This is a genomic window from Stenotrophomonas maltophilia group sp. msm1, from assembly GCF_032025805.1.
Classification (GTDB): Bacteria; Pseudomonadota; Gammaproteobacteria; order Xanthomonadales; family Xanthomonadaceae; genus Stenotrophomonas; species Stenotrophomonas hibiscicola.
Window position 1 is genome coordinate 567,853 of sequence record NZ_JAVSKH010000001.1, and the last position, 23,998, is coordinate 591,850.

At 67.6% G+C, this 23,998-nt stretch carries 19 protein-coding genes, 1 pseudogene and 1 riboswitch; of the genes and pseudogenes, 6 read left to right on the top strand and 14 right to left on the bottom strand.

Features of this window, described 5'->3' with window-relative positions:
* The first annotated feature begins 33 nt into the window (after positions 1 to 33).
* From ROV95_RS02585 to ROV95_RS02595, 3 genes and pseudogenes are all read left to right on the top strand, one after another.
* Positions 34 to 1,287 (top strand): TolC family protein, encoded by a 1,254-nt coding sequence (locus ROV95_RS02585; protein WP_312542765.1) that lies wholly within the window; start codon positions 34 to 36, stop codon positions 1,285 to 1,287.
* Positions 1,284 to 2,490, top strand: a pseudogene (locus ROV95_RS02590) (efflux RND transporter periplasmic adaptor subunit). Before ROV95_RS02585 ends, ROV95_RS02590 begins: the two are co-directional and overlap by 4 nt.
* Before the next feature lie 10 nt (positions 2,491 to 2,500).
* On the top strand, positions 2,501 to 5,710 hold the full coding sequence (locus ROV95_RS02595) for a CusA/CzcA family heavy metal efflux RND transporter (protein WP_312542767.1): 3,210 nt from the start codon (positions 2,501 to 2,503) through the stop codon (positions 5,708 to 5,710).
* Positions 5,711 to 5,843: 133 nt separating this feature from the next.
* Here ROV95_RS02595 and ROV95_RS02600 read toward each other — a convergent pair whose 3' ends face one another.
* The 8 genes from ROV95_RS02600 to ROV95_RS02635 form a co-directional block, all read right to left on the bottom strand.
* Positions 5,844 to 7,616, bottom strand: a complete 1,773-nt coding sequence (locus tag ROV95_RS02600; protein WP_312542769.1) for a DUF885 family protein — start codon at positions 7,614 to 7,616, stop codon at positions 5,844 to 5,846.
* 247 nt (positions 7,617 to 7,863) lie between these two features.
* Positions 7,864 to 8,211, bottom strand: a complete 348-nt coding sequence (locus ROV95_RS02605) for a lipid-A-disaccharide synthase N-terminal domain-containing protein (protein WP_058979230.1) — start codon at positions 8,209 to 8,211, stop codon at positions 7,864 to 7,866.
* A complete protein-coding gene (locus tag ROV95_RS02610; protein ID WP_312542773.1) occupies positions 8,211 to 8,933 on the bottom strand; it encodes a glycosyltransferase family 2 protein in 723 nt (240 codons plus the stop codon). Before ROV95_RS02610 ends, ROV95_RS02605 begins: the two co-directional genes overlap by 1 nt.
* Positions 8,934 to 9,023: 90 nt before the next feature.
* Positions 9,024 to 9,989 (bottom strand): NAD-dependent epimerase/dehydratase family protein, encoded by a 966-nt coding sequence (locus ROV95_RS02615; protein WP_019661750.1) that lies wholly within the window; start codon positions 9,987 to 9,989, stop codon positions 9,024 to 9,026.
* Positions 9,990 to 10,074: 85 nt separating this feature from the next.
* Positions 10,075 to 10,998: a ParB/RepB/Spo0J family partition protein gene (locus ROV95_RS02620; protein WP_088435750.1), complete on the bottom strand. Its 924-nt coding sequence runs from the start codon at positions 10,996 to 10,998 to the stop codon at positions 10,075 to 10,077.
* Positions 10,998 to 11,795, bottom strand: a complete 798-nt coding sequence (locus tag ROV95_RS02625; protein WP_019661751.1) for a ParA family protein — start codon at positions 11,793 to 11,795, stop codon at positions 10,998 to 11,000. The genes ROV95_RS02620 and ROV95_RS02625 overlap by 1 nt, the downstream gene beginning before the upstream one ends.
* Before the next feature lie 113 nt (positions 11,796 to 11,908).
* Positions 11,909 to 12,547: a 16S rRNA (guanine(527)-N(7))-methyltransferase RsmG gene (rsmG, locus tag ROV95_RS02630; RefSeq protein WP_155030361.1), complete on the bottom strand. Its 639-nt coding sequence runs from the start codon at positions 12,545 to 12,547 to the stop codon at positions 11,909 to 11,911.
* A 39-nt stretch (positions 12,548 to 12,586) separates the two neighbouring features.
* On the bottom strand, positions 12,587 to 13,186 hold the full coding sequence (locus ROV95_RS02635; RefSeq protein WP_155030362.1) for a 4'-phosphopantetheinyl transferase superfamily protein: 600 nt from the start codon (positions 13,184 to 13,186) through the stop codon (positions 12,587 to 12,589).
* A gap of 84 nt (positions 13,187 to 13,270) precedes the next feature.
* Here ROV95_RS02635 and ROV95_RS02640 point away from each other — a divergent pair, with 84 nt between their 5' ends.
* Positions 13,271 to 13,522, top strand: a complete 252-nt coding sequence (locus ROV95_RS02640) for a GlsB/YeaQ/YmgE family stress response membrane protein (RefSeq protein WP_005411656.1) — start codon at positions 13,271 to 13,273, stop codon at positions 13,520 to 13,522.
* A gap of 72 nt (positions 13,523 to 13,594) precedes the next feature.
* Here the strand turns inward: ROV95_RS02640 and xth are convergent, their stop codons facing one another.
* From xth to ROV95_RS02660, 4 genes are all read right to left on the bottom strand, one after another.
* A complete protein-coding gene (xth, locus tag ROV95_RS02645) occupies positions 13,595 to 14,362 on the bottom strand; it encodes an exodeoxyribonuclease III (RefSeq protein ID WP_312542786.1) in 768 nt (255 codons plus the stop codon).
* A gap of 171 nt (positions 14,363 to 14,533) precedes the next feature.
* Positions 14,534 to 15,943: a coniferyl aldehyde dehydrogenase gene (locus ROV95_RS02650; protein ID WP_312542788.1), complete on the bottom strand. Its 1,410-nt coding sequence runs from the start codon at positions 15,941 to 15,943 to the stop codon at positions 14,534 to 14,536.
* Positions 15,944 to 16,245: 302 nt separating this feature from the next.
* Positions 16,246 to 17,907 (bottom strand): MFS transporter, encoded by a 1,662-nt coding sequence (locus ROV95_RS02655; RefSeq protein WP_005420402.1) that lies wholly within the window; start codon positions 17,905 to 17,907, stop codon positions 16,246 to 16,248.
* 127 nt (positions 17,908 to 18,034) lie between these two features.
* A complete protein-coding gene (locus ROV95_RS02660) occupies positions 18,035 to 19,462 on the bottom strand; it encodes a DcaP family trimeric outer membrane transporter (RefSeq protein WP_058979243.1) in 1,428 nt (475 codons plus the stop codon).
* Positions 19,463 to 19,707: 245 nt separating this feature from the next.
* Here ROV95_RS02660 and acs point away from each other — a divergent pair, with 245 nt between their 5' ends.
* Both acs and ROV95_RS02670 read left to right on the top strand, forming a co-directional pair.
* Positions 19,708 to 21,651, top strand: coding sequence for an acetate--CoA ligase (gene acs, locus ROV95_RS02665; protein ID WP_312542795.1), 1,944 nt, complete (start codon positions 19,708 to 19,710; stop codon positions 21,649 to 21,651).
* Positions 21,652 to 21,731: 80 nt separating this feature from the next.
* A complete protein-coding gene (locus ROV95_RS02670; protein ID WP_111098071.1) occupies positions 21,732 to 22,397 on the top strand; it encodes a response regulator transcription factor in 666 nt (221 codons plus the stop codon).
* A 157-nt stretch (positions 22,398 to 22,554) separates the two neighbouring features.
* On the opposite strand, the gene ROV95_RS02675 is transcribed toward ROV95_RS02670, so the two are convergent.
* Positions 22,555 to 23,010 (bottom strand): transposase, encoded by a 456-nt coding sequence (locus tag ROV95_RS02675; protein WP_312542798.1) that lies wholly within the window; start codon positions 23,008 to 23,010, stop codon positions 22,555 to 22,557.
* Between the two features lie 147 nt (positions 23,011 to 23,157).
* Positions 23,158 to 23,733, bottom strand: coding sequence for a manganese efflux pump MntP family protein (locus tag ROV95_RS02680; protein WP_111098073.1), 576 nt, complete (start codon positions 23,731 to 23,733; stop codon positions 23,158 to 23,160).
* 88 nt (positions 23,734 to 23,821) lie between these two features.
* Positions 23,822 to 23,911, bottom strand: a riboswitch (yybP-ykoY riboswitch).
* Between the last annotated feature and the right edge of the window lie 87 nt (positions 23,912 to 23,998).

The following is a 23,998-nucleotide window of genomic DNA, read 5'->3' on the forward strand; positions in this document are numbered from 1 at the left end:
GGCTCCCGTTTCACTCACAACCGGAATCCCCCTATGTCGATCCTGACACCTCGGTCGCCGCGTGCGGCCGGGCTGGTCGTCGCCGTGTTGCTGGGCCTGGCCCCGGCGGCATCGGTGATGGCGCAAGCCGCCCCCTCCTACGACACCCTGCTTGAACGCCTGGACCAGCTGCCCGGCACCCGTGTGGGTACGGCACTGGCCGAGGCCGCCGATGCGCGCGCCGACCAGGCCCGTGCGCTGCCCAATCCCTCCCTTTCCTGGTCGGCTGAGAATGCCTGGGGCTCCGGCACCTACCGTGGCATGGGCAAGGCCGATACCGTACTCACCCTGTCCCAGCCGCTGGAGGTCTGGGGCCAGCGTGGCGCGCGCGTTCGTGCCGCCCGTGCCGAGGCCCAGGCGGCCAACCTGCGTGGCGCGCAGAGTCGCAGCGACGTGGCCAGCCAGCTGGCGGTGGTCTATGCACAGGCGGAAAGTGCACTGCGCCGCTACACCCTGGCCGAGGAAGCACTGTCACTGACCCGCGATGACGCCAACGCCGTCAACGCCATGGTCAAGCAGGGCCGCGAACCACAGCTGCGCGCGGTGCAAGCGCAGAGCGAAGTAGCCAATGCCATGGCGTCGCTGGATGAAGCACAGGCGTTCCGCGATGCCGCGCTGGCCCGCCTGGCCGGCACCGCGCTGCTGGATGCGCCGGTGCAGTCGATCGACAACAGCCTGCTCGATCGCGCACCGCCGCTGCCGCGCGGTGCCACCGATACCGCACTGGCAGTGCGCATTGCCGAAGCCGAAGCCGATGCGGCGAGCAAGCTGGTCGACGTGGAGCGCAAGCGCGCCCTGCCCGACCTCAGCGTCACCGCCGCACAGACCCGCTTCCGCGAAGGCGGCGAGCGTGCCTACAACCTCGGGCTCAGCCTCAGCATCCCGCTGTTCGACCGTAACCGCGGTGGCATCCGCGCCGCCAATGCCGACCAGCGCGCGGCCGAGGCACGCCTGGACCAGCAGCGCCGCGACAGCGAGGCCGCACGCCTGTCCGCCGTGGCCGGGCTGAAGGCGGCCGGCAGCCGCACCCGTGCCGCCGATGAAAGCGTGGTCGCCGCCGAAGAGGCCTACCGCCTTGCACGCATCGGCTTCGACGCCGGACGCATCTCGCAGCTGGAACTGCGCAGCACGCGCAGCGCCCTCATCGCCGCCCGCGGCGCCGCCGTGGATGCGCGCCTGTCGCGCGTCGGCGCGGAAATCGATCTTGCCCGCCTTGAAGGGCGCGCACCTTTTGTGGAGGTCCCATGACGCTCTCCCGTACTTTCCCGCTGATCGGCGGCGTGCTGCTGACCGTGCTGCTGGCCGGCTGCGCTGGCAACGCGCAGACACCTGCAAATGAAGACCCCGCCGCGGCCAAGGCGGGCACCGACGATGGCCATGGCCACGCGACCGACAGCAAGGAAGCCAAGGCGGAAGCCGCCAAGGCGCCGGCTGACGCCGATGAAGGCGTGGTGCCGCTGACCCCGGAGCAGATCAAGGCGTCCGGTATCGAGGTGGTCGCCATCGGCCGCGGTGGCGGTGGGCTCGACGCGCCTGTCCGGCCGCGTCGAGCCGTCGGTGGGCGCACGTGCCTCGGTGGCGTCGACCGTGACCGGCCGCGTCGAACGCGTGCTGGTCGCACCGGGCACCGCAGTGAAGCAGAACCAGGCCCTGGCCATCGTGGTCAGTGGCGAAGCGGCGGTGTTCCGTGCCAATGCGCTGGCCGCCTCGGCCGAAGCAGAGGCCGCGCGCCTGGCCTATGGCCGCGACAAGGCGCTGGTCGACCAGGGCGTGGTCGCGCGCCAGGAGATGGAAGCCTCGCGCGCACGTTCGCTGGCGGCACAGGCCCAGGCCGCTGCCGCGCAGGCCCAGGCCGCCGCCAACGGCGCGCCCGACGCCAGTGGCCGCGTGCGCATCACCAGCCCGGTGGCCGGCATCGTCGGTAACGTGCAGGTCACTCCGGGCGGTGTGGTCGCCGCCGGCAGTGCAGTCGCCGACGTCGCCGACCCGTCGATGAACGAGCTGGTATTCACCGCACCGCCGGCGCTGGCTGCACAGGTCACGCCGGGCATGAAGCTGGAAGTGAGTGTGCCGGGGGGCAGCTTCACCGCCACCGTCACCGGCTCGGCCGCCGATGTCCGCCAGCAGGGCGGCGTCGCGGTGATCCGCGCCACGCCGGTGGATGCTTCACTGCCGCCGGCCGGTTCGCCGGTGTCGGCCGTGGTGGTCACCGAAGGCCAGGACGGCTCGCTCAGCGTGCCCGCCGATGCGGTGCAGAACGTCGATGGCAGCAGCGCGGTGTTCGTCGCCGTCGAAGGCGGCTTCAAGGCGCAGCCGGTACTGGCCGGGCGTCGCGCCGGCGACCGTATCGAGATCCTCGGTGGCCTGACCGGCAACGAGCGCATCGTCGGTGCCAACGCCTTCCTGCTCAAGGCCGAACTGGCCAAGGGCGAAGCCGAGCACGGCCACTGAGGAGGCGACCATGTTCAAGCTGATCATTGAAACAGCGGTGCGCCACCGCTGGCTGGTGGTGTTCATGGCCGCGCTGATCGCCGCCGTGGGCCTGTTCCAGCTCGGCAAGCTGCCGATCGACGCGGTGCCGGACATCACCAATCGCCAGGTACAGATCAACACGGTGGCGCCAGCACTGACCCCGGAGCAGATCGAGCGGCAGGTGACCTATCCGCTGGAAACCGCGCTGGCCGGCATTCCCGGCCTGACCACCACCCGTTCGCTGTCGCGCAATGGCTTCTCGCAGGTCACCGCGATCTTCACCGATGCGACCGACATCTACTTCGCCCGCCAGCAGGTGGCCGAACGCATGCGCGAGGCATCGGAGGACCTGCCCGATGGTGCGTCGCCGATGCTGTCGCCGGTCACCACCGGCCTCGGCGAGGTGCTGATGTGGACGGTGGACTTCACCGCGTTCGATCCGGCCAAACTGGCCAAGCCCGATGAAGCGGGCTGGCAGGCCGGCGAGGTCTACCGCACGCCGGAAGGCAACCTGCTGCGTACACCCGAAGAACGCGCGACCTACCTGCGCACCGTGCAGGACTGGATCATCGCGCCGCAGATGCGTTCCAGTCCGGGGCTGGCCGGCGTCGATACGGTCGGTGGCTACGTCAAGGAATACGGCGTGCATCCGGACAGTGCCAAGCTGGCCGCGCACGGCCTCGGCCTGGCCGACCTGGTCACTGCCCTGCAGCGTTCCAACGTGCAGGCCGGTGCCGGTTTCGTGCAGCGTGCCGGCGAGGGCCTGGTGGTACGTGCCGACGGCCTGGCGCTGACCACCGACGACCTGGCGCAGGCGCCGGTGGCCACCCGCAATGGCGTGGTGGTGCGCGTGGCCGATGTGGCCGACGTCGACCTGAGCCGCGCGCCGCGCCTGGGTGCGGCCAGCCGCAATGGCCATGAAGCCGTGCTGGGTACCGCGCTGATGATCGCCGGTGGCAACAGCCGCACCGTGGCGCAGGCCGCTGCGGCGCGCCTGGAACAGGTGAACACCTCGCTGCCGGCCGACATCGTGGCGGCACCGGTGCTGGACCGCAGTGTGCTGGTCAATTCCACCATCAAGACCGTGGCCCGGAACCTCACCGAGGGCGCGCTGCTGGTGGTGGTGGTGCTGTTCCTGCTGCTGGGCAATCTGCGTGCGGCGACGATCACTGCGCTGGTGATTCCGCTGTCGTTCCTGTTCGCAGTGATCGGCATGAACCGCTTCGGCATCAGTGGCAACCTGATGAGCCTGGGTGCACTGGACTTCGGCATCCTGGTGGACGGTGCGGTGATCGTGGTCGAGTCGACGCTGCTGATGCTGGGCCAGCGCCGCGCCGAACTGGGCCGGGCGCTGACCGCGATGGAACGGCTGCGCGTGGCCGCCGATTCTGCGCTGAAGATGGCGCGCCCGGCGGCGTTCGGCCAGCTGATCATCCTGCTGGTGTTCGCGCCGATCCTCACCCTGGAAGGCGTGGAGGGCAAGACGTTCCACCCGATGGCGGCGACCTTCATGCTGGCCCTGGTCGGTGCCTTCCTCTTCTCTTTCACCTTCGTGCCGGCGATGGCCGCGCTGCTGGTGCGCGAGCCGAAGCTGAAGGACGGCGAGGCACACAGCGATGATGGCGAGCACGAGACGAAGCTGATCCGCGTGCTGCGTGCACGCATCGAACCGGTGGTGCGCAAGGCCGTGGCGCATCCGCGCACGGTGCTGGCCGGTGCGGTGATGATGGTGGTGGTGGGCATCGGCGCGTTCTCGCTGCTGGGCCGCGAGTTCATGCCGACGCTGGACGAAGGCAACGTGGCGATGCAGGCCCTGCGCGTGCCGTCGACCTCGCTGGAGCAGTCGCTGGCGATGCAGCTCGCGCTGGAGAAAGCGATCGCCAAGCAGCCGGAAGTGGAAACCGTCTTCTCGCGTACCGGTACCGCCGAGGCGGCCATCGACCCGATGCCGACCAACATCTCCGACAGCGTGATCGTGCTGAAGCCGCGCAAGGACTGGCCCGATCCGAAGCTGGACAAGGAAGCACTGGTGGCACGCTTCGAGAAACTGGCCGGGCAGCAGCTGGGCAACAGTTTCGAGTTCAGCCAGCCGATCGAGCTGCGCTTCAACGAGCTGATTTCCGGCGTGCGTACCGACCTGGCCGTAATGATCTTCGGCGATGACTTCAGCCAGCTGCGGAAGGTGGCCGACCAGGTGGCGCTGAAGCTGCGTGCGGTGGAGGGCGCGGCCGACGTGCGGGTGGAGCAGATCTCCGGCCTGCCCACGCTGAACGTGGCGATCGATCATGTGGCGGCGGCGCAGTACGGGCTGACTGCAGCGGATGTGAGTGATGCACTGTCCACCGGCATCGGCGGTACCGCCGCCGGCAAGATCTTCGAAGGCGACCGCCGCTTCAACGTGGTGGTGCGCCTGGACGATGCCGCGCGCAACGATCCGGACCAGCTGGCTTCACTGCCGATCGCCACGCCGTCGGGGCTGGTGATTCCGCTGTCGTCGGTGGCGCGCATCACGGTGAGCGAAGGGCCGAACCAGATCAGCCGCAACAATGGCAGCCGCCGTGTGGTGGTGCAGGCCAATGTGCGTGGCCGCGACCTGGGCGGTTTCGTCGGCGAGGCACAGGCCGCGGTGGCCGACGTGGCACTGCCGCCGGGAGCCTACCTGACCTGGGGCGGCCAGTTCGAGAACCTGCAGCGCGCGGAGAAGCGGCTGGCGACGGTGGTACCGGTGGTGTTCCTGCTGATCGGCAGCCTGCTGTTCATGGCCCTGCGCAGTGGCAAGGAAGCCATTCTGGTGTTCAGCTGCGTACCGTTGGCGCTGGTCGGCGGCATCCTCGCACTGCTGCTGCGTGGCATGCCGTTCTCGGTGTCGGCAGCGGTGGGTTTCATCGCGGTATCCGGCGTGGCCACGTTGAACGGCCTGGTGCTGATGCAGGCGATCCGCGAGCGCCTGGACGCCGGTGACTTGCCGCTGCAGGCGGCGATCAACGGTGCCTCCAGCCGCATCCGCGCAGTGCTGACCACGGCGCTGGTGGCGATCGTCGGTTTCATTCCGATGGCGATTGCCAGCGGTTCGGGTGCGGAGGTGCAGAAGCCGCTGGCGACGGTGGTGATCGGTGGCCTGATCACCGCCACCGTGCTGACCCTGCTGGTGCTGCCGACGTTTGCCGCGCGCGTGGCCAAGCCGCGGGCGGTGGGGTGAAAGACCACGGGGTCGGTTCCTGTGATCCGACCCCGTTTTCCGATCCGGGGTAGTGCCGGCCGCTGGCCGGCAATGCCGAACGATTGCGGTCCATGCAGGTTGCCGGCCAGCGGCCGGCACTACCCTGGTGCGGTCAGGCCTTCTTGCGCTCGGCGATGTAGGCCTGGATCTGCTGTTCCAGCACGGGCAGCGGCACCGACCCCTGCTTGAGCAGGGTGTCGTGGAAGCCCTTGATGTCGAACTTGTCGCCCAGTTCCTTCTCGGCCTGCGCACGCAGGCGCACGATGGCGATCTCGCCCAGCTTGTAGCTCAGCGCCTGGCCCGGCCAGGAAATGTAGCGATCCACTTCGGTGGTCACTTCATGCTCGCTCAGCGCGGTGTGGTCACGCAGGTAGGCCAACGCCTGCTCGCGGGTCCAGCCCTTGCTGTGCACGCCGGTGTCGATCACCAGGCGCGCAGCACGCCACATCTCGTAGGTCAGACGGCCGAAATCCTCGTACGGGGTTTCATAGATGCCCATTTCCACGCCCAGCTTCTCGCAGTACAGCGCCCAGCCTTCGCCATAGGCGGAGATGTAGGCGTTGCGGCGGAACTCGGGCAGGTTCTTCTGCTCGGCGGCGATGGCGCCCTGCAACGCGTGGCCCGGATCGGACTCATGCAGGGTCAGTGCCGGCAGGTTGTACAGCGGGCGCGACGGCAGGTTGTAGGTGTTGAGCCAATAGGTGCCCATGCCACCGCGGCCGGCGGTCCAGAACGGCGCGATGTCCGGCGGCACCGGCACGATGGTGAAGCGCGCGCGCGGCAACGTCATGTATTTACCCAGCTGGCCATCGGCGCGCTTGGAGATCCACGCGGCGCGTGACAGCAGCTCTTCCGGCGTCTTGGCGTAGAACTGCGGGTCGGTACGCAGGAAGGTCAGGAATTCGGCGAAGCTGCCCTTGAACTTCACCTGCTTGATGATGTCGTTCATTTCCTTCTGGATGCGTGCCACCTCATCCAGGCCGATGCGGTGGATCTCCTCCGGCGACAGGTCCAGCGTGGTGTATTCGTGGATCTGCTGCCGGTAGTACGCCTTGCCGTCGGGCATCGCTTCGGCGGCCAGGGTGGTGCGCGCCTGCGGCACGTACTCGTTGACGAAGAAGGTGCGCAGCTGCTGGAACGCCGGCACCACCTTGCCGCTGATCGCTTCACGCGCCTGCGCCTGCAGCCTGGCCTGTTCTGCGGCCGGGATGGTGTTGGGCAGCTTCTTGAACGGCGCGTACAGCGGCGACTCGGTCGGGTCCTTCAACTCGGCGACGGTGGCGATGGACACCTCGCGGCCATCGAGCACCGCGCGCGGCACGCTGAAGCCACGCTTCAGGCCGGCGCGCATGTTCTCTGTCTGCTGCCCGAAATAGCGCGGCACATCGTTCAGCCGTGCGATGTAGTTCTGGTAGTCCTGCACGGTCTTCATCTCGCGCCGGGCCATGAAGGACAGGTTGGACCAGAACGAGGAGTCGGCGTTGAACGGCATCTCGTAGCCGCGCAGGCGCACCTCTTCGGCGAGGTTGAACACCTGGTCGCGGTAGATCGCGTAGTTGACCTGGTTGTCGGGCGACAGGGTCTTCGGGTCGATCTTCTTCAGCGCGGCGAGAGTCTCGTCCCACACCTTCAGGCGCGCCTGCTGCGCGGCCGGGCCGACGTCGGGCATGCGGGTGGCATTGGCCGGGGCGTCCTCGTCCTCGCTGGCCTCGCCGCCGCCATCCTGGCGCCACTTCCATTCCTTCTCGTACACCGCACGGAAGGCGGCGTCGGCGGGCGATTCGGTGGCCACGCTGGCCGGCGCGGCGGTGGCGGGCGGTGCAGCCAGCGCCACAGCGGGGGCGGACAGGGCGAGCAGCAGGGCAACGGCAAGACGGGTTTTCACGAGCACAGGTTCCCGGGAAGGCAGACCCCGATCATGGCACCGCCCACGGCTCATGGCATGGGACGAAGGTCCTGCCTGCAGCGCAGGCAGGACCGGGAACCGGCCGCAGGCCGGGGCCCAAGCGCCGAAGGCGCGTGGTAGAGCCGACTGTTAGTCGGCTGCTCTTCGGCCAGACGTGGCAAAGCCCGCGCTCCGCGCGAAAGTCGACTGACAGTCGACTCTACCCATGGCAGGCACCCCGCAGGCCTCAGTGGCTGGCCTTGTCGCGCTTCCAGCCGCGGTGCTTGATGTCCAGGTGCAGGCTGTACAGCGCGGTGAACGCCGGGAACAGGTTCTGCAGCACACCCACCGAGTCCTGCTTGGCCGAGAACAGGAAGTAGCTCAGCGTCATCAGGCTGCCGATCACGCTCATGTACCAGAACAGGCGCGGGATGACGGGCTTGCCGGCACGCTTGGAGGCGATGAACTGGACCAGCCAGCGGCCGCCGAACATCAGTGCGCCGGTGTAACCGATCAGCTTCCAGCCGGTTACATGCAGGCCGGTCCAGTACAGCCAGGTCAAGGGCTGATCCAGCCAGTGAAGCTCCAGATCCATCAGCGCTCCTCCACCGCGGTGCGCTTGCTTCGGGTGATCAGCCAGGCCACGCCACGCAGATCGCGGATGCCGACCAGCGCACGGCCGAGGTTGTTGTACTTGGACACGCCAGCGGTACGGTGGCGGTGGTTGACCGGCACACTGGTGGTCTTCCAGCCGGCGCGCTGCATCAGCGCCGGCAGATAGCGGTGCATGTGGTCGAAATACGGCAGGTCGAGGAACGCGCTGCGTTCGAACAGCTTGATGCCGCAACCGGTGTCGGGGGTGTCGTCGCGCAGCATGCGCGCACGGATGGCATTGGCCCAGCGACTGGCCCAGCGCTTGCTGCTGCTGTCGTGCCGGTTGACGCGCCAACCGGCGAACAGCTTCACCTGCGCGTCGGCGGCGTCGCGTGCGGCGAGCAGCTTGGGAATATCGGCCGGATCGTTCTGGCCATCGCCATCCAGGGTCGCGATCCACGGCGCCCGCGCATGCTTGACGCCGGTGCGCACCGCCGTGCTCTGCCCGCTCTGGTTCACATGGTGCAGCACGCGCAGTTCCGGGGTGGTTGCCTTCAGCCCCTGCAGCACCGCCAGGGTGTCATCACGCGAGTGGTCGTCGATGTAGACGATCTCGAACGGCAGCCGGCCACGCAGCGCAGCGGTGATTTCGGCGACCAGCGGGGCAACATTGTCGCGCTCGTTGAACACCGGGACGACAACGGAAAGCTCGGGTTGGCTCATAAGGCACTCGGCCAAAGGGGGGACAAAGACCGCGCATTCTCCGAAACCGAGGTTATCCGAAGATGAACCCGGCGGCGTGAGGATCCGTCCTCAGGCGCGATCGCCAAAATACTCGCGGCACCACAGCACCACAGGCGGCAGGCCTTGTTCGATCGGGGTCACCGCATCGAAGCCGAAAGCGTCATGTGCGCGCCGGGTATCGGCCATCGTGCGCACCATGTCGCCCGGCTGCATGGGCTTGTAGACCTTCTGCGCAGGGCGGCCGGCCGCCTGCTCGATCACGCTGATGAAGCGCTCCAGCTCGACCGGCGTATGGTTGCCGAGGTTGAACACCCGGTGCGGCACCGGGCCGTCGGCCGGATGCGCGAGGGCGCCGAGGATACCGGAGACGATGTCGGAGACATGTGTGAAATCGCGCTGCATGCGGCCTTCGTTGAACACGTCGATCGGCCGACCGGCCAGCACCGCGCGCGAGAACAGCAGCGGTGCCATGTCCGGCCGGCCCCACGGGCCATACACGGTGAAGAATCGCAGCCCGGTGGCATGCAGGCCGTACAGCTGTGCGTAGGTGTAGGCCATCAGCTCGTTGGCCGCCTTGGTCGCCGCGTACAGCGAGCGCGGCTGGTCCACGCGCTGGTCCTCGGAGAACGGCGGCGTGGCCGAGTCGCCATACACCGAACTGCTGGAGGCATACACCAGGTGCTGCACGCCACGGTGGCGGCACAGCTCGAGCATGTTGACGAAGCCGACCAGGTTGCTGTCGACGTAGGCCTGCGGGTTTTCCAGCGAATAGCGCACGCCGGCCTGTGCAGCCAGATGGATCACGGCGGTCGGCTTCACTTCGTCGAACAGCGCGGCCAGGCCTTCGTTATCGGTCAGGTCCAGCGTGCGCAGGTCAAGCGCCGGACACAGCGCGGCCACGCGGTCACGCTTGATCTGCGGGTCGTAGTAATCGTTGAAGTTGTCCAGGCCGACCACGGCCTGGCCGGCCTCCAGCAGCGCGCGGGCGGTGTAGGCACCGATGAAGCCGGCAGCGCCGGTGAGCAGGATGGTCATCGCGGGTCTCGATCAAAGCACCCCGCTGCCATCGGCGTGGCCGACGTCGCGGGGATGCGTCGGCCGGCGTGATGTGGCGCCGGGTTCAGCCCTGGCGCGTACGCAGCTTTTCCAGCACGCCGTCCAGGGTGTCCAGATCGGTGTAGTGGATGATCAGCTTGCCCTTGCCGCCACGGCCGTGGTTGATCGCCACCTTGGCACCCAGCGCTTCGGACAGTTCGGTTTCCAGCGAGGCGATGTCGGCCTGCTGCACCTTCGGCGTGGCCACCGGACGGCTGCTCGGCACCTTGCCGGCGGCGAAGGCCTGCGCACGGCGCTCGACCTCGCGCACCGACCAGCCTTCATCGGCCGCTTCCTGCGCCAGCTTGCCAGCCAGCTCGGGGGCCAGGGTCAGCAGCGCGCGGGCGTGGCCCATTTCCAGGCGGCGGGTTTCCAGCAGCAGCCGGATCGCCACCGGCAGCTCCAGCAGGCGCAGCAGGTTGGACACCGCCGCGCGCGAGCGGCCGACGGCCTCGGCGGCCTCGGCATGGGTCAGGGTGAACTCGCTGATCAGGCGCTGCAGCGCCTCGGCTTCTTCCAGCGGGTTGAGGTCTTCACGCTGGATGTTCTCGATCAGCGCCATCGCGATGACGGTGCGGTCTTCCAGCTCGCGCACCACCACCGGCACTTCGTCCAGCCCGGCCAGCTGCGATGCGCGCCAGCGGCGTTCACCGGCGACGATTTCGTAGTTGCCCGCCGGCAGCTGGCGCACCAGGATCGGCTGGATCACGCCCTGCGACTTGATCGAGTCGGCCAGCTCGGACAGCTTGCCCTCGTCCATCTCGCGGCGCGGCTGGTACTTGCCCGGCTGCAGCTGGCCGACCGGCAACTTGCGCAGCACTTCACCCGGCAGCGGCTCGATCACCGCGGTGGTGGCCTGCACCTGGCTGACCGCGCCCTTCGGGCCCAGCAGCGCATCCAGGCCACGGCCGAGGCCTCGCTTCTTGGCTGCCGGCTTGCTGCTGGTCATCAGACGGTCTCCACGGCCTTGCCGGCCTTGTTGCGTTCGTTGTTGCGGCGGATGATCTCGCCGGCCAGGCCCAGGTAGGCCACGCCACCGCGCGAGGCCCGGTCGTAGCCGACGATGCTCTGGCCATGGCTGGGTGCCTCGGCCAGGCGCACGTTGCGCGGCACGATGGTGCGGAACACGCGGTCGCCGAAGTGCTCGGTGAGCTCGGCCGACACTGCGTTGGCCAGGTTGTTGCGCACGTCGAACATGGTGCGCAGCACGCCTTCGATCTCCAGCGCGGGGTTCAGGCTGGTGCGCAGCGCTTCGATGGTTTCCACCAGCGCGCTCAGGCCTTCCAGTGCGTAGTACTCGCACTGCATCGGCACGATCACCGAATCGGCGGCGGCCAGCGCGTTGAGCGTCAGCAGCGACAGCGCCGGCGGGCAATCGATCAGGATGTAGTCGTACTCGTCGCGGATCGGCGCCAGCGCGCGCTTCAGCCGCTGCTCGCGCTCGCTCTGGCCCATCAGCTGGATCTCGGCGGCGGTCAGGTCGATGTTGCCCGGCAGCAGGTCGTAGCCTTCGGCGGTCTGCACGCGCACATCGGCGGCGCTGTTCTCGCCCAGCAGCAGATCGCAGGTGGAGGCCGCCAGCTCACGCTTGTCCACGCCGCTGCCCATGGTCGCGTTGCCCTGCGAGTCCAGGTCGACCAACAGCACGCGCTTGGGTGCGTTGGCCAGGGAAGCGGCCAGGTTGACGGCGGTCGTGGTCTTGCCGACGCCACCCTTCTGGTTGGCGATGGCGATGATGCGGGCCATGCGGGTGTGCCTCGTCGACGGATGGTTGGGACCGGTCATTATGCGTACAACCGGCCCCTTGCGGAAATCGTGGATCGCCAACCCGTTGTTCCACAAAGGGCTGGCGGCGGGAATCAGGGACCTGTAACGGTGACCAGGTGGCGTTCGCCGGCCAGGCCGGGCACGCTCAGCGGGGTCACCTCACGCACCTGCCAGCCAGCCGGCAGTTCCGCGATCTCCTCATGCGGGTAGACGCCCTTCATGGCCAGCAGCACGCCGCCGGGCCGCAGCAGGTGGCCACCGACGCGGACGATGCCGGCCAGGGTGTCCATCGCGCGGGCGGTCAGCTGGTCATAACGGCCGGCCTCGTCCAGCGCCTCGGCCCGCGATTCGGCCACGCGGGCATTGCCCAGGCCGAGCTGGCGCACGGCCTCGCGCATGAAGCGCGCCTTCTTGCCGTTGCTCTCGACCAGGGTGACCTGCAGGCCCGGGCAGGCGATCGCCAGCGGGATGCCCGGCAACCCGGGACCGGTACCGAGGTCGGCCAGGCTGCCATCAGCCACGAACGGCTGCATCGCAAGCGAATCGAGCAGGTGGCGGGTAACCATCTCCTGCGGGTCGCGGATGGCGGTGAGGTTGTAGGTGCCGTTCCAGCGGTGCAGCAGGGCCAGGTAGCGCAGCAGCGACGGCGCCAGCGCGGCGTCCAGGCCCATGCTGGCCAGGCCCTGTTCCAGCGTGGCAGCCACGCTGGCGGGAAGTGGGTGTTCGCTCATGCCGCCATTATCGCCGGTTTTGCGCGCTGATTCCCCGCTTCAGTGCGGATACCAGGCCAACGCCGCACGGAACTGGCCGCTGGCCTGCCATTCGTGCAGGTGCCAGCGCGCGGCCTCGCCCAGTTCCGGGTCGCACCAGCGCAGGTGCAGGGCGCCATCGGCCCCCGGCGCCAGCTGCAGGCGGTGCAGGCCGAACGAGATGCCCTGGCCGTGCGCCTTCAGGATCGCCTCCTTGACGCACCACACGCGGAAGAACCAGTGCTCGCGGTCGGCCTCGTCCAGGCGTTCCAGCCAGGCCGCCTCCTGCGGGTGGAAGAAGCGCCGCACGATTTCCAGAAGACGAGGCCGCGGCCGCAGCAGTTCCAGGTCCACGCCCAGCCGCACGCCTTCGCCCAGCGCCACCAGCAGCACCTCACCGCTGTGGCTCCAGCCGGTCCCGTAGTGGGCCAACGGGCCGCTCAGCTCCGGCCGGCCCTTGTCGTCACGGACCAGTGGCAGCGTCTGCGGATCGGTGCCCAGCGCCTGCGCCAGTACCTGCCGGGCCTGCGGTTCACCGCGCTGGCCCGGCACGTGCGGGCAGCGCCAGACCGTCACCGGGCCGAAGCGCCAGGGGCCGTCGAGGGTGGCTGGCAGGCTCATCCGCACGTGCCCATCACGCAATTGCACGACGGGTTCACAGCCGTGCGCGTCAACTGGTCACAGTTCCCCACCGGAGGTTCGATCATGGGCATCATCATCTGGCTGATCGTCGGCGGCATCGTAGGCTGGCTGGCCAGCATCATCATGAAGCGCGATGCCCAGCAGGGCATCATCCTCAACATCGTGGTCGGCATCGTCGGCGCGCTGATTTCCGGCTGGCTGTTCGGCGGCGGCATCAACGAAGCGATCACCATCCGCACCTTCCTGTTCTCGCTGATCGGTGCGGTGATCCTGCTGGCGATCGTCAACCTGTTCACCCGCAAGAGCATACGGTGATCTGAGGGTAGTGCCGGCCGCTGGCCGGCAGATGTTCCAGAACGGGCCCGGCAATCGCCGGGCCTCGTTCGTTCAACCGATCTGCACCCACGCCGGCGCATGGTCGCTCGGACGATCCCAGGTGCGCGGCTCGCGGTCGATGCCCGAAGCCACCGCACCGCTCTTCAGCGCATCGGAAACCAGGGTCAGGTCGATGCGCAGGCCCAGGTTGCGGCGGAAGCCGGCGGCGCGGTAATCCCACCAGCTGAAGGTACCCGCCTCGTCGTTGTGCAGGCGGAAGCCATCGTGCAGCCCCAGCTGCAGCAGCTTGTTGAGCGCGCCGCGCTCGGCGGTGGAGGTCAGGATGTGGTTGTCGTTCCACACCTCCGGGTCGTGCACGTCGCGTGCGTCCGGGGCAATGTTGAAGTCCCCCATCACGATCAGCTTCGGGTGCCGCTGCAGTTCCTGCGCGATCCAGGCGTGCACCGCCTCCAGCCAGCGCAGCTTGTAGTCGTATTTGTCGGTGCCGATGTCCTGGCCGTTGACCACGTACAGGTTGATCACCCGCAGGTCACCGAAGGTGCCGGCGATGACGCGCTTCTGCTCGTCCTCGAAGCCGGGAATGCCGATCTGCACGTCCTGTGCAGGCTCACGCGACAGCAGCGCCACGCCGTTGTAGGTCTTCTGGCCGGCGAACACACTGCGGTAGCCCGCGGCGATCAGCGCAGAGTCGGGGAACTTGTGGTCCTCCAGCTTGGTTTCCTGGATGCCGACGATGTCCGGGCCGAAGTCCTTGAGCCACTGCTCCAGGTGCGGCAGGCGGACATTGAGCGAATTGACGTTCCACGAGGCGATCTTCATGCGGGCATTCTAACCGGGTGGCCGGGATGGGGGTCGGCCCGGATTCCCGTGTAGAGCCGAGCCCACGCTCGGCTGCATTGATCAGGCACCCAGCCAGGAGCAGCCGAGCGTGGGGCTCGGCTCTACAGAAGAATCGGGCCCTGATTCAGTAGAGCCTCGCCCTGCCTGGGTTCACCGCAGCAGCAGCTTCAACAACCCCGCAATCTTCGAATATGGCGGCCGCAGCCGGTCACTGGCCGCCCAGCGCGACTGCCACAGCACGGGCAGGCGCTTGCTCATCGCATCGAAACCCGCCCGCCCGTGGTAGGCACCCATGCCGCTCGCCCCGACCCCGCCAAACGGCAGGCCATCGGCAGCGAAGTGCAGCAGCGTGTCATTCACTGTCACCCCGCCGGCCACCACCTGGCCGAGGATGCGCTCCACCGTGGCCGTGTCATGGCTGAAGGGATACAACGCCAGCGGCCGTTCGCGGGACAGCACGTCCGCCAGCGCCGCCTCCAGGTCCGGGTAGGCCCGCACCGGCAGGATCGGCCCGAAGATTTCCTCGCGCATCAGGTCCAGGTCGTCCGGCGGGTCCAGCACCACGGTCGGCACCAGCAGGCGCTCGCGGTCGGCGCGCGCCTCATCCACCTGCGCCAGCGGAATCACCGGCACGCCGCGTTGCCGCGCCTGTGCCAGATAGCCCTGCAGGCGCCGGTACTGGCCTTCATTGATGATGCGGGTGTAATCGTCGGCATCGCTGAAGTCGCCGTAGCGTTCGCGCACCTGCTGCTGCAGCGCCTGCACGAACTCGCGCTGGCGCGCGGTATCGATCAGCACGTAATCCGGCGCGATGCAGGTCTGGCCCGCGTTGAACCACTTGCCGGTGGCCAGCCGCGCAGCGGCCTTTTCCAGCGGGAAATCGCGGCAGACGATGGCCGGCGACTTGCCGCCCAGCTCCAGCGTGACTGGCACCAGATGCTCGGCCGCGGCCGCCATCACCTTGCGGCCCACGGCGGTCGAGCCGGTGAACAGCAGATGGTCCAGCGGCAGCGAGGACACCGCCGCGGCCACATCGGCCCCGCCCTGCACCACCGCCACCCGATCGGGCGGGAACACACTGGCCAGCAGATCGGCCAGGAACGCGCTGGTGCGCGGGGTGTGTTCGGAGGGTTTCAGCAGTACATGGTTGCCAGCGGCAATCGCGGTGGCCAGCGGCACCAGCGCCAGCGTGACCGGGTAGTTCCAGGGCGAGATCACCCCGACCACGCCCAGCGGCGTCGGCCGCAGCTGCGCACGCGCCGGCCACAGCTTCCAGCCTGCACCGACCCGCTGCGGCTTCGACCAGCGCCGCAGGTGGCGGCGCAGGTGATCGATGGCCGACAGCACGCTCATGCCATCGGCCAGCTTCGATTCCACGTGGGCGCGATGGCCGAAATCCTCGGCGATGGCCTGCGCCATTTCGTCCAGGCGTGGCTTCAGCGCTTCGCGCAGGCGGCGCAGGTCGGCTTCGCGCTGGTCCAGCGTGGGGCGCTGCGACTGCCAGGCGCTGCGCAGGGTGTGCAGGATGGCGGGGAGCTCGGCCGGGGTGATGGTGGTCATGGGCCGACTATACGGGGTGCCGCGCATCGCCATGGTAGTGCCGGCCGCTGGCCGGCAATGGGTTCATGTCTGCGGAGATTCATGGGGTTGCCGGCCAGCGGCCGGCACTACCGGAATGCGAGCCGAAATGACCCCCCCCCCCCCCCCCCCCCCCCCCCCCCCGCCCCGCCCCCCCCCCCCCCCCCCCCCCCCCACCCCCGCCCCCCCCCCCCCCCCCCCCCCCCAAAAAACCCCCCCCCGCCCGCGCCCCCCCCCCCGCCCCCCCCCGGGGGGGGGGGCCCCCGGGGGGCCCCCCACGCCGGTTACTTGGTGATATCCACGTTCTTGGTTTCGCGCAGGAACAGGCCGCCGATCACCACCGACATCAGTGCGATCGCAATCGGGTACCACAGGCCGTAGTACAGGTTGCCGGTACCGGCCACCAGCGCGAACGAGATCGCCGGCAGGAAGCCACCGAACCAGCCGTTGCCGATGTGGTACGGCAGCGACATCGAGGTGTAGCGGATGCGGGTCGGGAACAGTTCGACCAGATAGGCGGCGATCGGGCCGTAGACCATGGTCACGTACAGCACCAGCAGCCACAGCATGAAGATGGTGCCGGCGATGTTGATGCGTGCGCCATCGGCCTTGGCCGGGTAGCCGGCAGAGGTCAGGGCGGTCTTCAGTTCCGCGCCGAACGCATCGGCCTTGGCCTTGCCTTCTTCCTTGGTCAGGCCGGCGGCCTCATACGAGGTGACGCTGGCACTGCCCACGTTCACCATCGCCAGCGAACCGGCGGCGGCGGGCTGCACGTCGTACGGCACACCGGCCTTGGTCAACGCGGCGGTCGCCACGTCGCAGGAGCTGGTGAACTTGCGCAGGCCCACCGGATCGAACTGGAACGAGCAGGTGGCCGGGTCGGCGACGACCAGTGCCGGGGAGCTGCTGCGCGCTTCTTCGATGGCCGGGTTGGCGAAGTGGGTCAGGCCCTTGAAGATCGGGATGTAGGTGATGGCCGCCAGCAGGCAGCCGGCCAGGATGATCTTCTTGCGGCCGATGCGGTCGGACAGCCAGCCGAAGAAGATGAAGAACGGCGTGCCCAGTGCCAGCGCTGCGGCGATCAGCAGGTAGGAGGTGGTGGCATCGACCTTCAGCATGCTGCTGAGGAAGAACAGCGCGTAGAACTGTCCGCCGTACCAGACCACGGCCTGGCCAGCCGCTGCACCGAGCAGGACCAGCAACATCAGCTTCAGGTTGCCGCCCTTCAGGCTGTCGCGGAACGGGGTCTTGGAGCCCTTGCCTTCAGCCTTCATCTGCTGGAACAGCGGCGATTCGCTCAGCTGCAGGCGGATCCATACCGAAATGCCCAGCAGCAGGATCGACACCAGGAAGGGGATGCGCCAGCCCCAGGCCTCGAAGGCCTCGTTGCCCAGCGTCATGCGGCAGGCCAGGATGATCAGCAGCGACAGGAACAGGCCCAGCGTGGCGGTGCACTGGATGAAGCTGGTGTACAGGCCGCGCTTGTCGTCCGGCGCGTGCTCGGCCACGTAGGTGGCGGCACCGCCGTACTCGCCGCCCATCGCCAGGCCCTGGGCCAGGCGCAGGATGATCAGGATCACCGGTGCGGCAAAACCGATCGAGGCGTAGTTGGGCAGCACGCCGACCAGGAAGGTCGAGATGCCCATGATCAGGATGGTGACCAGGAAGGTGTACTTGCGGCCGATGCGGTCGCCGAGGCTGCCGAAGAAGGCCGCGCCGAACGGACGCACGAAGAAGCCGGCGGCGAACGCCAGCAGGGCGAAGATCATGCCCGTGGTTTCATTGACGCCACTGAAGAACTGCTTGGCGATGATGGCTGCGAGCGAGCCGTACAGGAAGAAGTCATACCACTCGAACACCGTGCCGAGGCTCGATGCGAAGATGACCTTCTTGTGGCCCTTGGTCAGGGTGCCCGCTTTATGTGCGGTGCTGGGTGTACTGGACATGGGACGCTTCCCCTCCGAAGCAATCGTTGTTGGTGGGTGCCGACCGTTGGTCGGCACTCAATTCGGTAGATGCCGACCTTGGCCGGCACCCCATCTCGGTAGGTGCCGGCCGCTGGCCGGCACGCTCCTAGAAGCTGTACTTCGTAGTGAACTGCAGCCGGGTGATGTCACCCTTGTTGCCGTTCTCCACTTCGCGACGGCCATACATCAGCTCGGCGCCGATATCGACCTTGGGCAGCGGTGAATAGAAGATGTTGCCGCGGACGCTCTGCACGCTCTTGGTCACCAGCGGGCCGAGGATGCTGTCGTTGTCGTAGTCGCTGCGCGCGTAGATCAGGTTGGTGCGCAGCTTCGGCGAGAACGCATGCCGCCAGCCGACGTAGCCGGCCAGCACGCCGGTCGGGTTGAGCTCATCGCGGGCCACGTCGTAGGCGCTGTCGGCGGTGATGCCCAGGCCGATGTAGCGGGCGATGCCTTCGCCGCCGGTCAGCTGGTAGTGCAGCGAATCGCTGTCACCCATCACCCACTTGCCGCCCAGGGTCAGGCCGCCGGCCACCTTGTCGGCCTTCGCGCCGGTGGCCTGGTTGTCGACCTTCAGCTGACGGACGATGCCGCCGACGCCGAAGGTGCCCCAGTCGCCCTTCCAGCCATAGCGCAGGGTCAGGTCGGGCAGGCTGCCACGGTCGGAGTTGGCGCTGGCGTTGGTCCAGGCACCGGTGACCGGGTTGCGGGTGCCGGTGAGCGTGGTGGTTTCCGGGTTTTCCAGTGCGACACTGAAGCCGCCCTGGGTGTAGCGCACCTGCGCCTGGCGCACGAAGATCACGCCGTCGGTGGGGCCGACGAAGTCGACCGCTTCGGGCAGTGCGGCCGCGTCCATGAAGTTGGACCAGGTCTGGCCGGCCAGCCAGTTGTTCCAGTACATGTAAGCGTGGCGCAGGGTCACGCCGTAGGTGTTGGTGGCGGTCTGGTTGCCCAGCGAGTTGCCGAAGAAGTCCATCTCGAAGAACGCACCGGCCTTGTTGCCCGATTCGCTGACGTTGTCGATGCCCAGGTTGAAGCGCGAGAACTTGGCATGGGCGTTGAAATCGGTGCCCGAGCGCTTGCCGCTGCCGCCAGCGCCTTCCACCGGGGTCTGGCCCGGCAGGTACAGCGAACGGCCGGTGGCGTCGTCGGCCAGCTGGCCATCGCTGGTCTGGGTGGCCAGGAAGTCGGCCTTGATGAAGCCGCCGATCTTGACCGTGGTGCCCGGCGCGGCGCCCGGGGTGAGGGTGGTGACCTGGATCGGCTGCTTGCCGGCCGGCACCTGTGCGACCGGCTTCTGCTCGGCCTGCACCGTGCGCACTTCGGTCACGGCCTGCTGGGTCTGGCTGATCTGGGTCTGTTGTTGTTGCTGCGAAGACAGCAGCAGCTGGACCTGGCGTTCCAGTTCGGCAACGCGTGCTTCCAGTGCCTTCTCTTTGGCGGTCTCTGCGAACGCCATGCCCGGTGCGACCAGGGCGACCAGCAGGCAGGCCGCCAAAGGTGTGCGCACGGCTTTCAACGTACGGTGGCTCATGTTGCCCTCTCTCCCAAGTGGCAAGGTGATGCCGCGCGTGGGGCACGGTCGAGCCGAGACTGCGGGGCGATTATGTATAGCGGCTATTCGCCATTGGTCGAACCCGGGCCTGCAAGGCGCTCACTTTCGACCATGGTCTAACCAGGGTGGTGACGCGGCCGGGGGTGGATGGGGCAAACTGAGGGGGATCGGTCGTTGCGATGCTGCGACCGCACATACAAAGTCAACGTGCAAGTGAGGGTGCCATGGCTGATATCTACCCCGTCGATCCGCAGTTCGCCGCCAAGGCACGCATCGACAAGAAGACCTATGAACAGCAGTACCAGGCGTCGGTGGCCGATCCGGATGGATTCTGGGGCAAGGCCGCCGAGCGCCTGCAATGGATGCGCAAGCCGACGAAGATCAAGAACGTCAGCTATGACCTGTCCGACTTCCGCATCAAGTGGTTCGAGGATGGCGAGCTCAATGCCAGCGTGAACTGCCTGGATCGCCAGCTCGAGACGCGCGGCGACAAGACCGCCCTGCTGTTCGAGCCGGACGGCCCGGATGCACCGGCCCAGCATGTGACCTATCGCGAGCTGTACGAGCGCACCTGCCGCCTCGGCAACGCGCTGCGCAACCTCGGCGTCAAGAAGGGCGACCGGGTCACCATCTACCTGCCGATGATCGTCGACGCCGCGGTGGCCATGCTGGCCTGCGCGCGCATCGGTGCGATCCACTCGGTGGTGTTCGGTGGCTTCGCGCCGAACTCGATCGCCGACCGTGTCAGCGACTGCCAGAGCAAGCTGATCATCACCGCCGACGAAGGCCTGCGCGGTGGCCGCAGGATTCCGCTGAAGGCCAACGTCGATGCCGCGCTGAAGCTGCCGGGCACCAATACCGTGGAAACCGTGCTGGTGGTGCGCCACACCGGCGGTGCCGTGGACATGCAGGCCCCGCGCGACCGCTGGTTCCACGATGTGGTGGACAGCCAGCCGTCCACCTGCGAACCGGAACGCATGAACGCGGAAGACCCGTTGTTCATCCTCTACACCTCCGGTTCCACCGGCAAGCCGAAGGGTGTGCTGCACACCACCGGCGGCTACCTGCTGTATGCGGCCTACACCCATGAAGCGGTGTTCGACCTGCGCGAGGACGATATCTACTGGTGCACCGCCGACGTCGGCTGGGTCACCGGCCACAGCTACATCGTGTACGGGCCACTGGCCAACGGTGCGACCTCGCTGATGTTCGAAGGCGTGCCGAACTTTCCGGACACCTCGCGCTTCTGGAACGTCATCGACAAGCACAAGGTGAGCATCTTCTACACCGCCCCGACCGCCATCCGTGCACTGATGCGCGAGGGCGAGGAGCCGGTGAAGAAGACCTCGCGCGCGTCGCTGCGCCTGCTCGGCAGCGTCGGCGAGCCGATCAACCCGGAGGCTTGGCGCTGGTACTACGAGGTGGTCGGCGACAGCCGCTGCCCGATCGTCGATACCTGGTGGCAGACCGAGACCGGCGGCATCCTGATCTCGCCGCTGGCCGGTGCGATGGACCTCAAGCCGGGTTCGGCCACCCTGCCCTTCTTCGGCGTGCAGCCGGCGCTGGTCAATGCCGATGGCGAGATCCAGGACGGCCCGACCGAGGGCAACCTGATCATCCGTGATTCCTGGCCGGGCCAGATGCGCACGGTGTACGGCGACCACCAGCGTTTCATCGATACGTATTTCCGCACCTACCCGGGCAGCTACTTCACCGGCGACGGTTGCCGCCGCGACGAGGACGGCTACTACTGGATCACCGGCCGCGTAGACGATGTGATCAATGTGTCGGGCCACCGCATCGGCACCGCCGAAGTGGAAAGCGCGCTGGTCTCGCACCCGAAGGTGGCCGAGGCGGCCGTGGTCGGCTTCCCGCACGACGTCAAGGGCCAGGGCATCTACGCCTACGTCACCTTGGTGGCCGAAGAGGCACCGAGCGATGAACTGCACAAGGAACTGATCGCCTGGGTGCGCAAGGAGATCGGCCCGATCGCCACGCCGGACCACCTGCAGTGGGCGCCGGGCCTGCCGAAGACCCGCTCGGGCAAGATCATGCGCCGCATCCTGCGCAAGATTGCCGAGAACGCGCCGGACCAGCTTGGCGACACCTCGACCCTGGCCGACCCGTCGGTGGTGGCGTCGCTGGTGGACGAGCGCAAGGTGCGCTGACGTACGACCCGGGGTCGGATCCCTTTCGGCAAGGAAAGGGCTCTGACCCCATCTGCTTTCCCCCACGGTTCCCCCCGACCATGACCACCCTCCTGATTGCCGATGACCACCCGCTGTTCCGCGAGGCCCTGCGTGGGGCCGTGCAGCGGGTCATCCCCGGCGTGCAGCTGTTCGAGGCCGACAGCGTGGAAGCGCTGTACGCGCTGGCCGACCAGCACAACGACGCCGACCTGGTCCTGATGGACCTCAACATGCCCGGTGCGCAGGGTTTCAACGCGCTGGTGCACATGCGCTCGCTGCACCCGCACCTGCCGGTGGTGGTGGTGTCCGCACGTGAGGAGGCCACGGTGATGCGCCGCGCGCTCGACCACGGTGCGCTGGGCTTCATTCCGAAGTCTGCGGATTCGGACACCATCGGCCATGCGCTGGGCGCCATCCTCGATGGCGAGACCTGGGCACCGCCGGAAGCGCACAACGTGCCGCCTACCGGCAGCGAAGAACGCGAAGTCGGCCAGCGCCTGCGCGAGCTGACCCCGCAGCAGTTCCGCGTCCTGCAGATGCTCGGCGCCGGCCGCTTGAACAAGCAGATCGCCTACGACCTCAACGTCTCCGAAGCAACGATCAAGGCCCACGTCACCGCCATCCTGCGCAAGCTCGGCGTGACCAACCGCACCCAGGCCGTGCTGATGGCCGGCAAGCTGGCCATCGACGACGACGCCATCGTGCTGCCGCCGGAAGAAGACTGAGACCTCCGCTGTAGAGCCGAGCCCATGCTCGGCTGCTGTTCGCCTGAAGCCCGCGCTACGCACGTGAGCCGAGCGCAGGCTCGGCTCTACAGGACTCCACAGCACCTGCCTTTGTAGAGCCGAGCCCATGCTCGGTTGCTCTTCGCCAGGTTCCAGATCACGCTTCAAGCGGCCATCGACTCCACACATAGGGGTATTCCCCGATGCGCGTGGCCAGCCCAGCACGCACCGGATTGGCCGCGATATACACCGCCTGCGTGTGCAGGCATTCATCGCTGCGCAGCGCGTGGTCGTAGTATCCCGGCTGCCAGATCGGCGCGTTGGCATCAGCGCGCCTGGCGATGGATCTTCCACTCCGGGACTTCAGGATCTGCATGCAGCCGGCCAGCGTGCCCGTACGCAGCTCGATCAACCAATGCAGGTGGTCCGGCATGATCACCCAGGCCAGGGAGAAGGTACGACCGGTTTGCTCGACTGTGCGCAGCGCTTCGATCAGCAGATCGACGTTGCCCTTGTCACTGAACCAGGGACGACGCGCATGCGTCACCGTCGTAAGGGCATAGACATTGCCGGTATGCGACCAACGACCATAACGGAGTGCGGGACTGGCCATGCGAAGAGGCTATGGCACGCGTGACAGCCTCTCCATCAGTGCATCACCGCAATGCTTGTCAGCCAACACCCTGAGGTAGAGCCGAGCCCATGCTCGGCTGACATGCAAAGCAGCCGAGCGTGGGCTCGGCTCTACAGATTTCCCTGCTTACCCCACGCCGTGCAGGTGTTCGTACAGGATCGTCGCGCCGATGATCATCAGGATCACGCCGCCGATGATCTCGGCACGCTTGCCGACCATGCTGCCCAGCACGCGGCCGAGCATGATGCCGACGGTGACCATCGTCAGCGTGCACAGACCGATGACCGCCGCCATCACGCCGATATGCACGTCCATGAAGGCTAGGCCGATGCCCACGGCCATCGCGTCGATGCTGGTGGCGAAACCGGTCAGCGCCAGCTTCCAGAAGCCGTGGTGCTGCGAAGGGTCTTCGTCTTCCTCGGCACTGTCCGGGCGCAGGCCGTTGTAGATCATGTGGATGCCCAGCGCACCGAGCAGGCCGAAGGCGATCCAGTGGTCGAATGCTTCCACGTACTGCAGGGCGGCACGGCCGAGCAACCAGCCGATGATGGGCGTGATCGCCTCGATGACGCCGAAGATGATGCCGGCCCGCAGTGCATCGCGGAACACCGGCTTGCGCATGGCCGCACCCTTGCCGATCGCCGCAGCGAAGGCATCGGTGGACATGGCAAAGCCGATCAGGAGGATCGAAATGGGGGACATGGACAGCGGCTGAGGTCGGGCTAGGACGGACGCACGGCCTGCGCTCGCGCCCAACCTGACGTTGCGCGCGCGGGCCGCTGGTCTCGCCAACCATCATGGTTGTCCACGCCACGGCGCACTGGCCGAGTATGTTGACGTGGACGATTCCTGCGAAGGAATCCGGCTACTCCCCAAGGGGACGCGAAGCTTAGCATCGCGATTCGCGCGTGGCGCATTTCCAGCGAAACGCGCAGGCAGGGCTGGTTTGTATAGCGATGGCTATATC

Bases quoted from the DNA above. Each gene is read 5' to 3' on its own strand.
- ROV95_RS02585 (WP_312542765.1), top strand. From the start codon at position 34: ATGTCGATCCTGACACCTCGGTCGCCGCGTGCGGCCGGGCTGGTCGTC.
- ROV95_RS02595 (WP_312542767.1), top strand. From the start codon at position 2,501: ATGTTCAAGCTGATCATTGAAACAGCGGTGCGCCACCGCTGGCTGGTG.
- ROV95_RS02605 (WP_058979230.1), bottom strand. From the start codon at position 8,211: ATGGATCTGGAGCTTCACTGGCTGGATCAGCCCTTGACCTGGCTGTAC.
- ROV95_RS02610 (WP_312542773.1), bottom strand. From the start codon at position 8,933: ATGAGCCAACCCGAGCTTTCCGTTGTCGTCCCGGTGTTCAACGAGCGC.
- ROV95_RS02615 (WP_019661750.1), bottom strand. From the start codon at position 9,989: ATGACCATCCTGCTCACCGGCGCTGCCGGCTTCATCGGTGCCTACACC.
- ROV95_RS02620 (WP_088435750.1), bottom strand. From the start codon at position 10,998: ATGACCAGCAGCAAGCCGGCAGCCAAGAAGCGAGGCCTCGGCCGTGGC.
- ROV95_RS02625 (WP_019661751.1), bottom strand. From the start codon at position 11,795: ATGGCCCGCATCATCGCCATCGCCAACCAGAAGGGTGGCGTCGGCAAG.
- rsmG (WP_155030361.1), bottom strand. From the start codon at position 12,547: ATGAGCGAACACCCACTTCCCGCCAGCGTGGCTGCCACGCTGGAACAG.
- ROV95_RS02635 (WP_155030362.1), bottom strand. From the start codon at position 13,186: ATGAGCCTGCCAGCCACCCTCGACGGCCCCTGGCGCTTCGGCCCGGTG.
- ROV95_RS02640 (WP_005411656.1), top strand. From the start codon at position 13,271: ATGGGCATCATCATCTGGCTGATCGTCGGCGGCATCGTAGGCTGGCTG.
- xth (WP_312542786.1), bottom strand. From the start codon at position 14,362: ATGAAGATCGCCTCGTGGAACGTCAATTCGCTCAATGTCCGCCTGCCG.
- ROV95_RS02650 (WP_312542788.1), bottom strand. From the start codon at position 15,943: ATGACCACCATCACCCCGGCCGAGCTCCCCGCCATCCTGCACACCCTG.
- ROV95_RS02655 (WP_005420402.1), bottom strand. From the start codon at position 17,907: ATGTCCAGTACACCCAGCACCGCACATAAAGCGGGCACCCTGACCAAG.
- ROV95_RS02660 (WP_058979243.1), bottom strand. From the start codon at position 19,462: ATGAGCCACCGTACGTTGAAAGCCGTGCGCACACCTTTGGCGGCCTGC.
- acs (WP_312542795.1), top strand. From the start codon at position 19,708: ATGGCTGATATCTACCCCGTCGATCCGCAGTTCGCCGCCAAGGCACGC.
- ROV95_RS02670 (WP_111098071.1), top strand. From the start codon at position 21,732: ATGACCACCCTCCTGATTGCCGATGACCACCCGCTGTTCCGCGAGGCC.
- ROV95_RS02675 (WP_312542798.1), bottom strand. From the start codon at position 23,010: ATGGCCAGTCCCGCACTCCGTTATGGTCGTTGGTCGCATACCGGCAAT.
- ROV95_RS02680 (WP_111098073.1), bottom strand. From the start codon at position 23,733: ATGTCCCCCATTTCGATCCTCCTGATCGGCTTTGCCATGTCCACCGAT.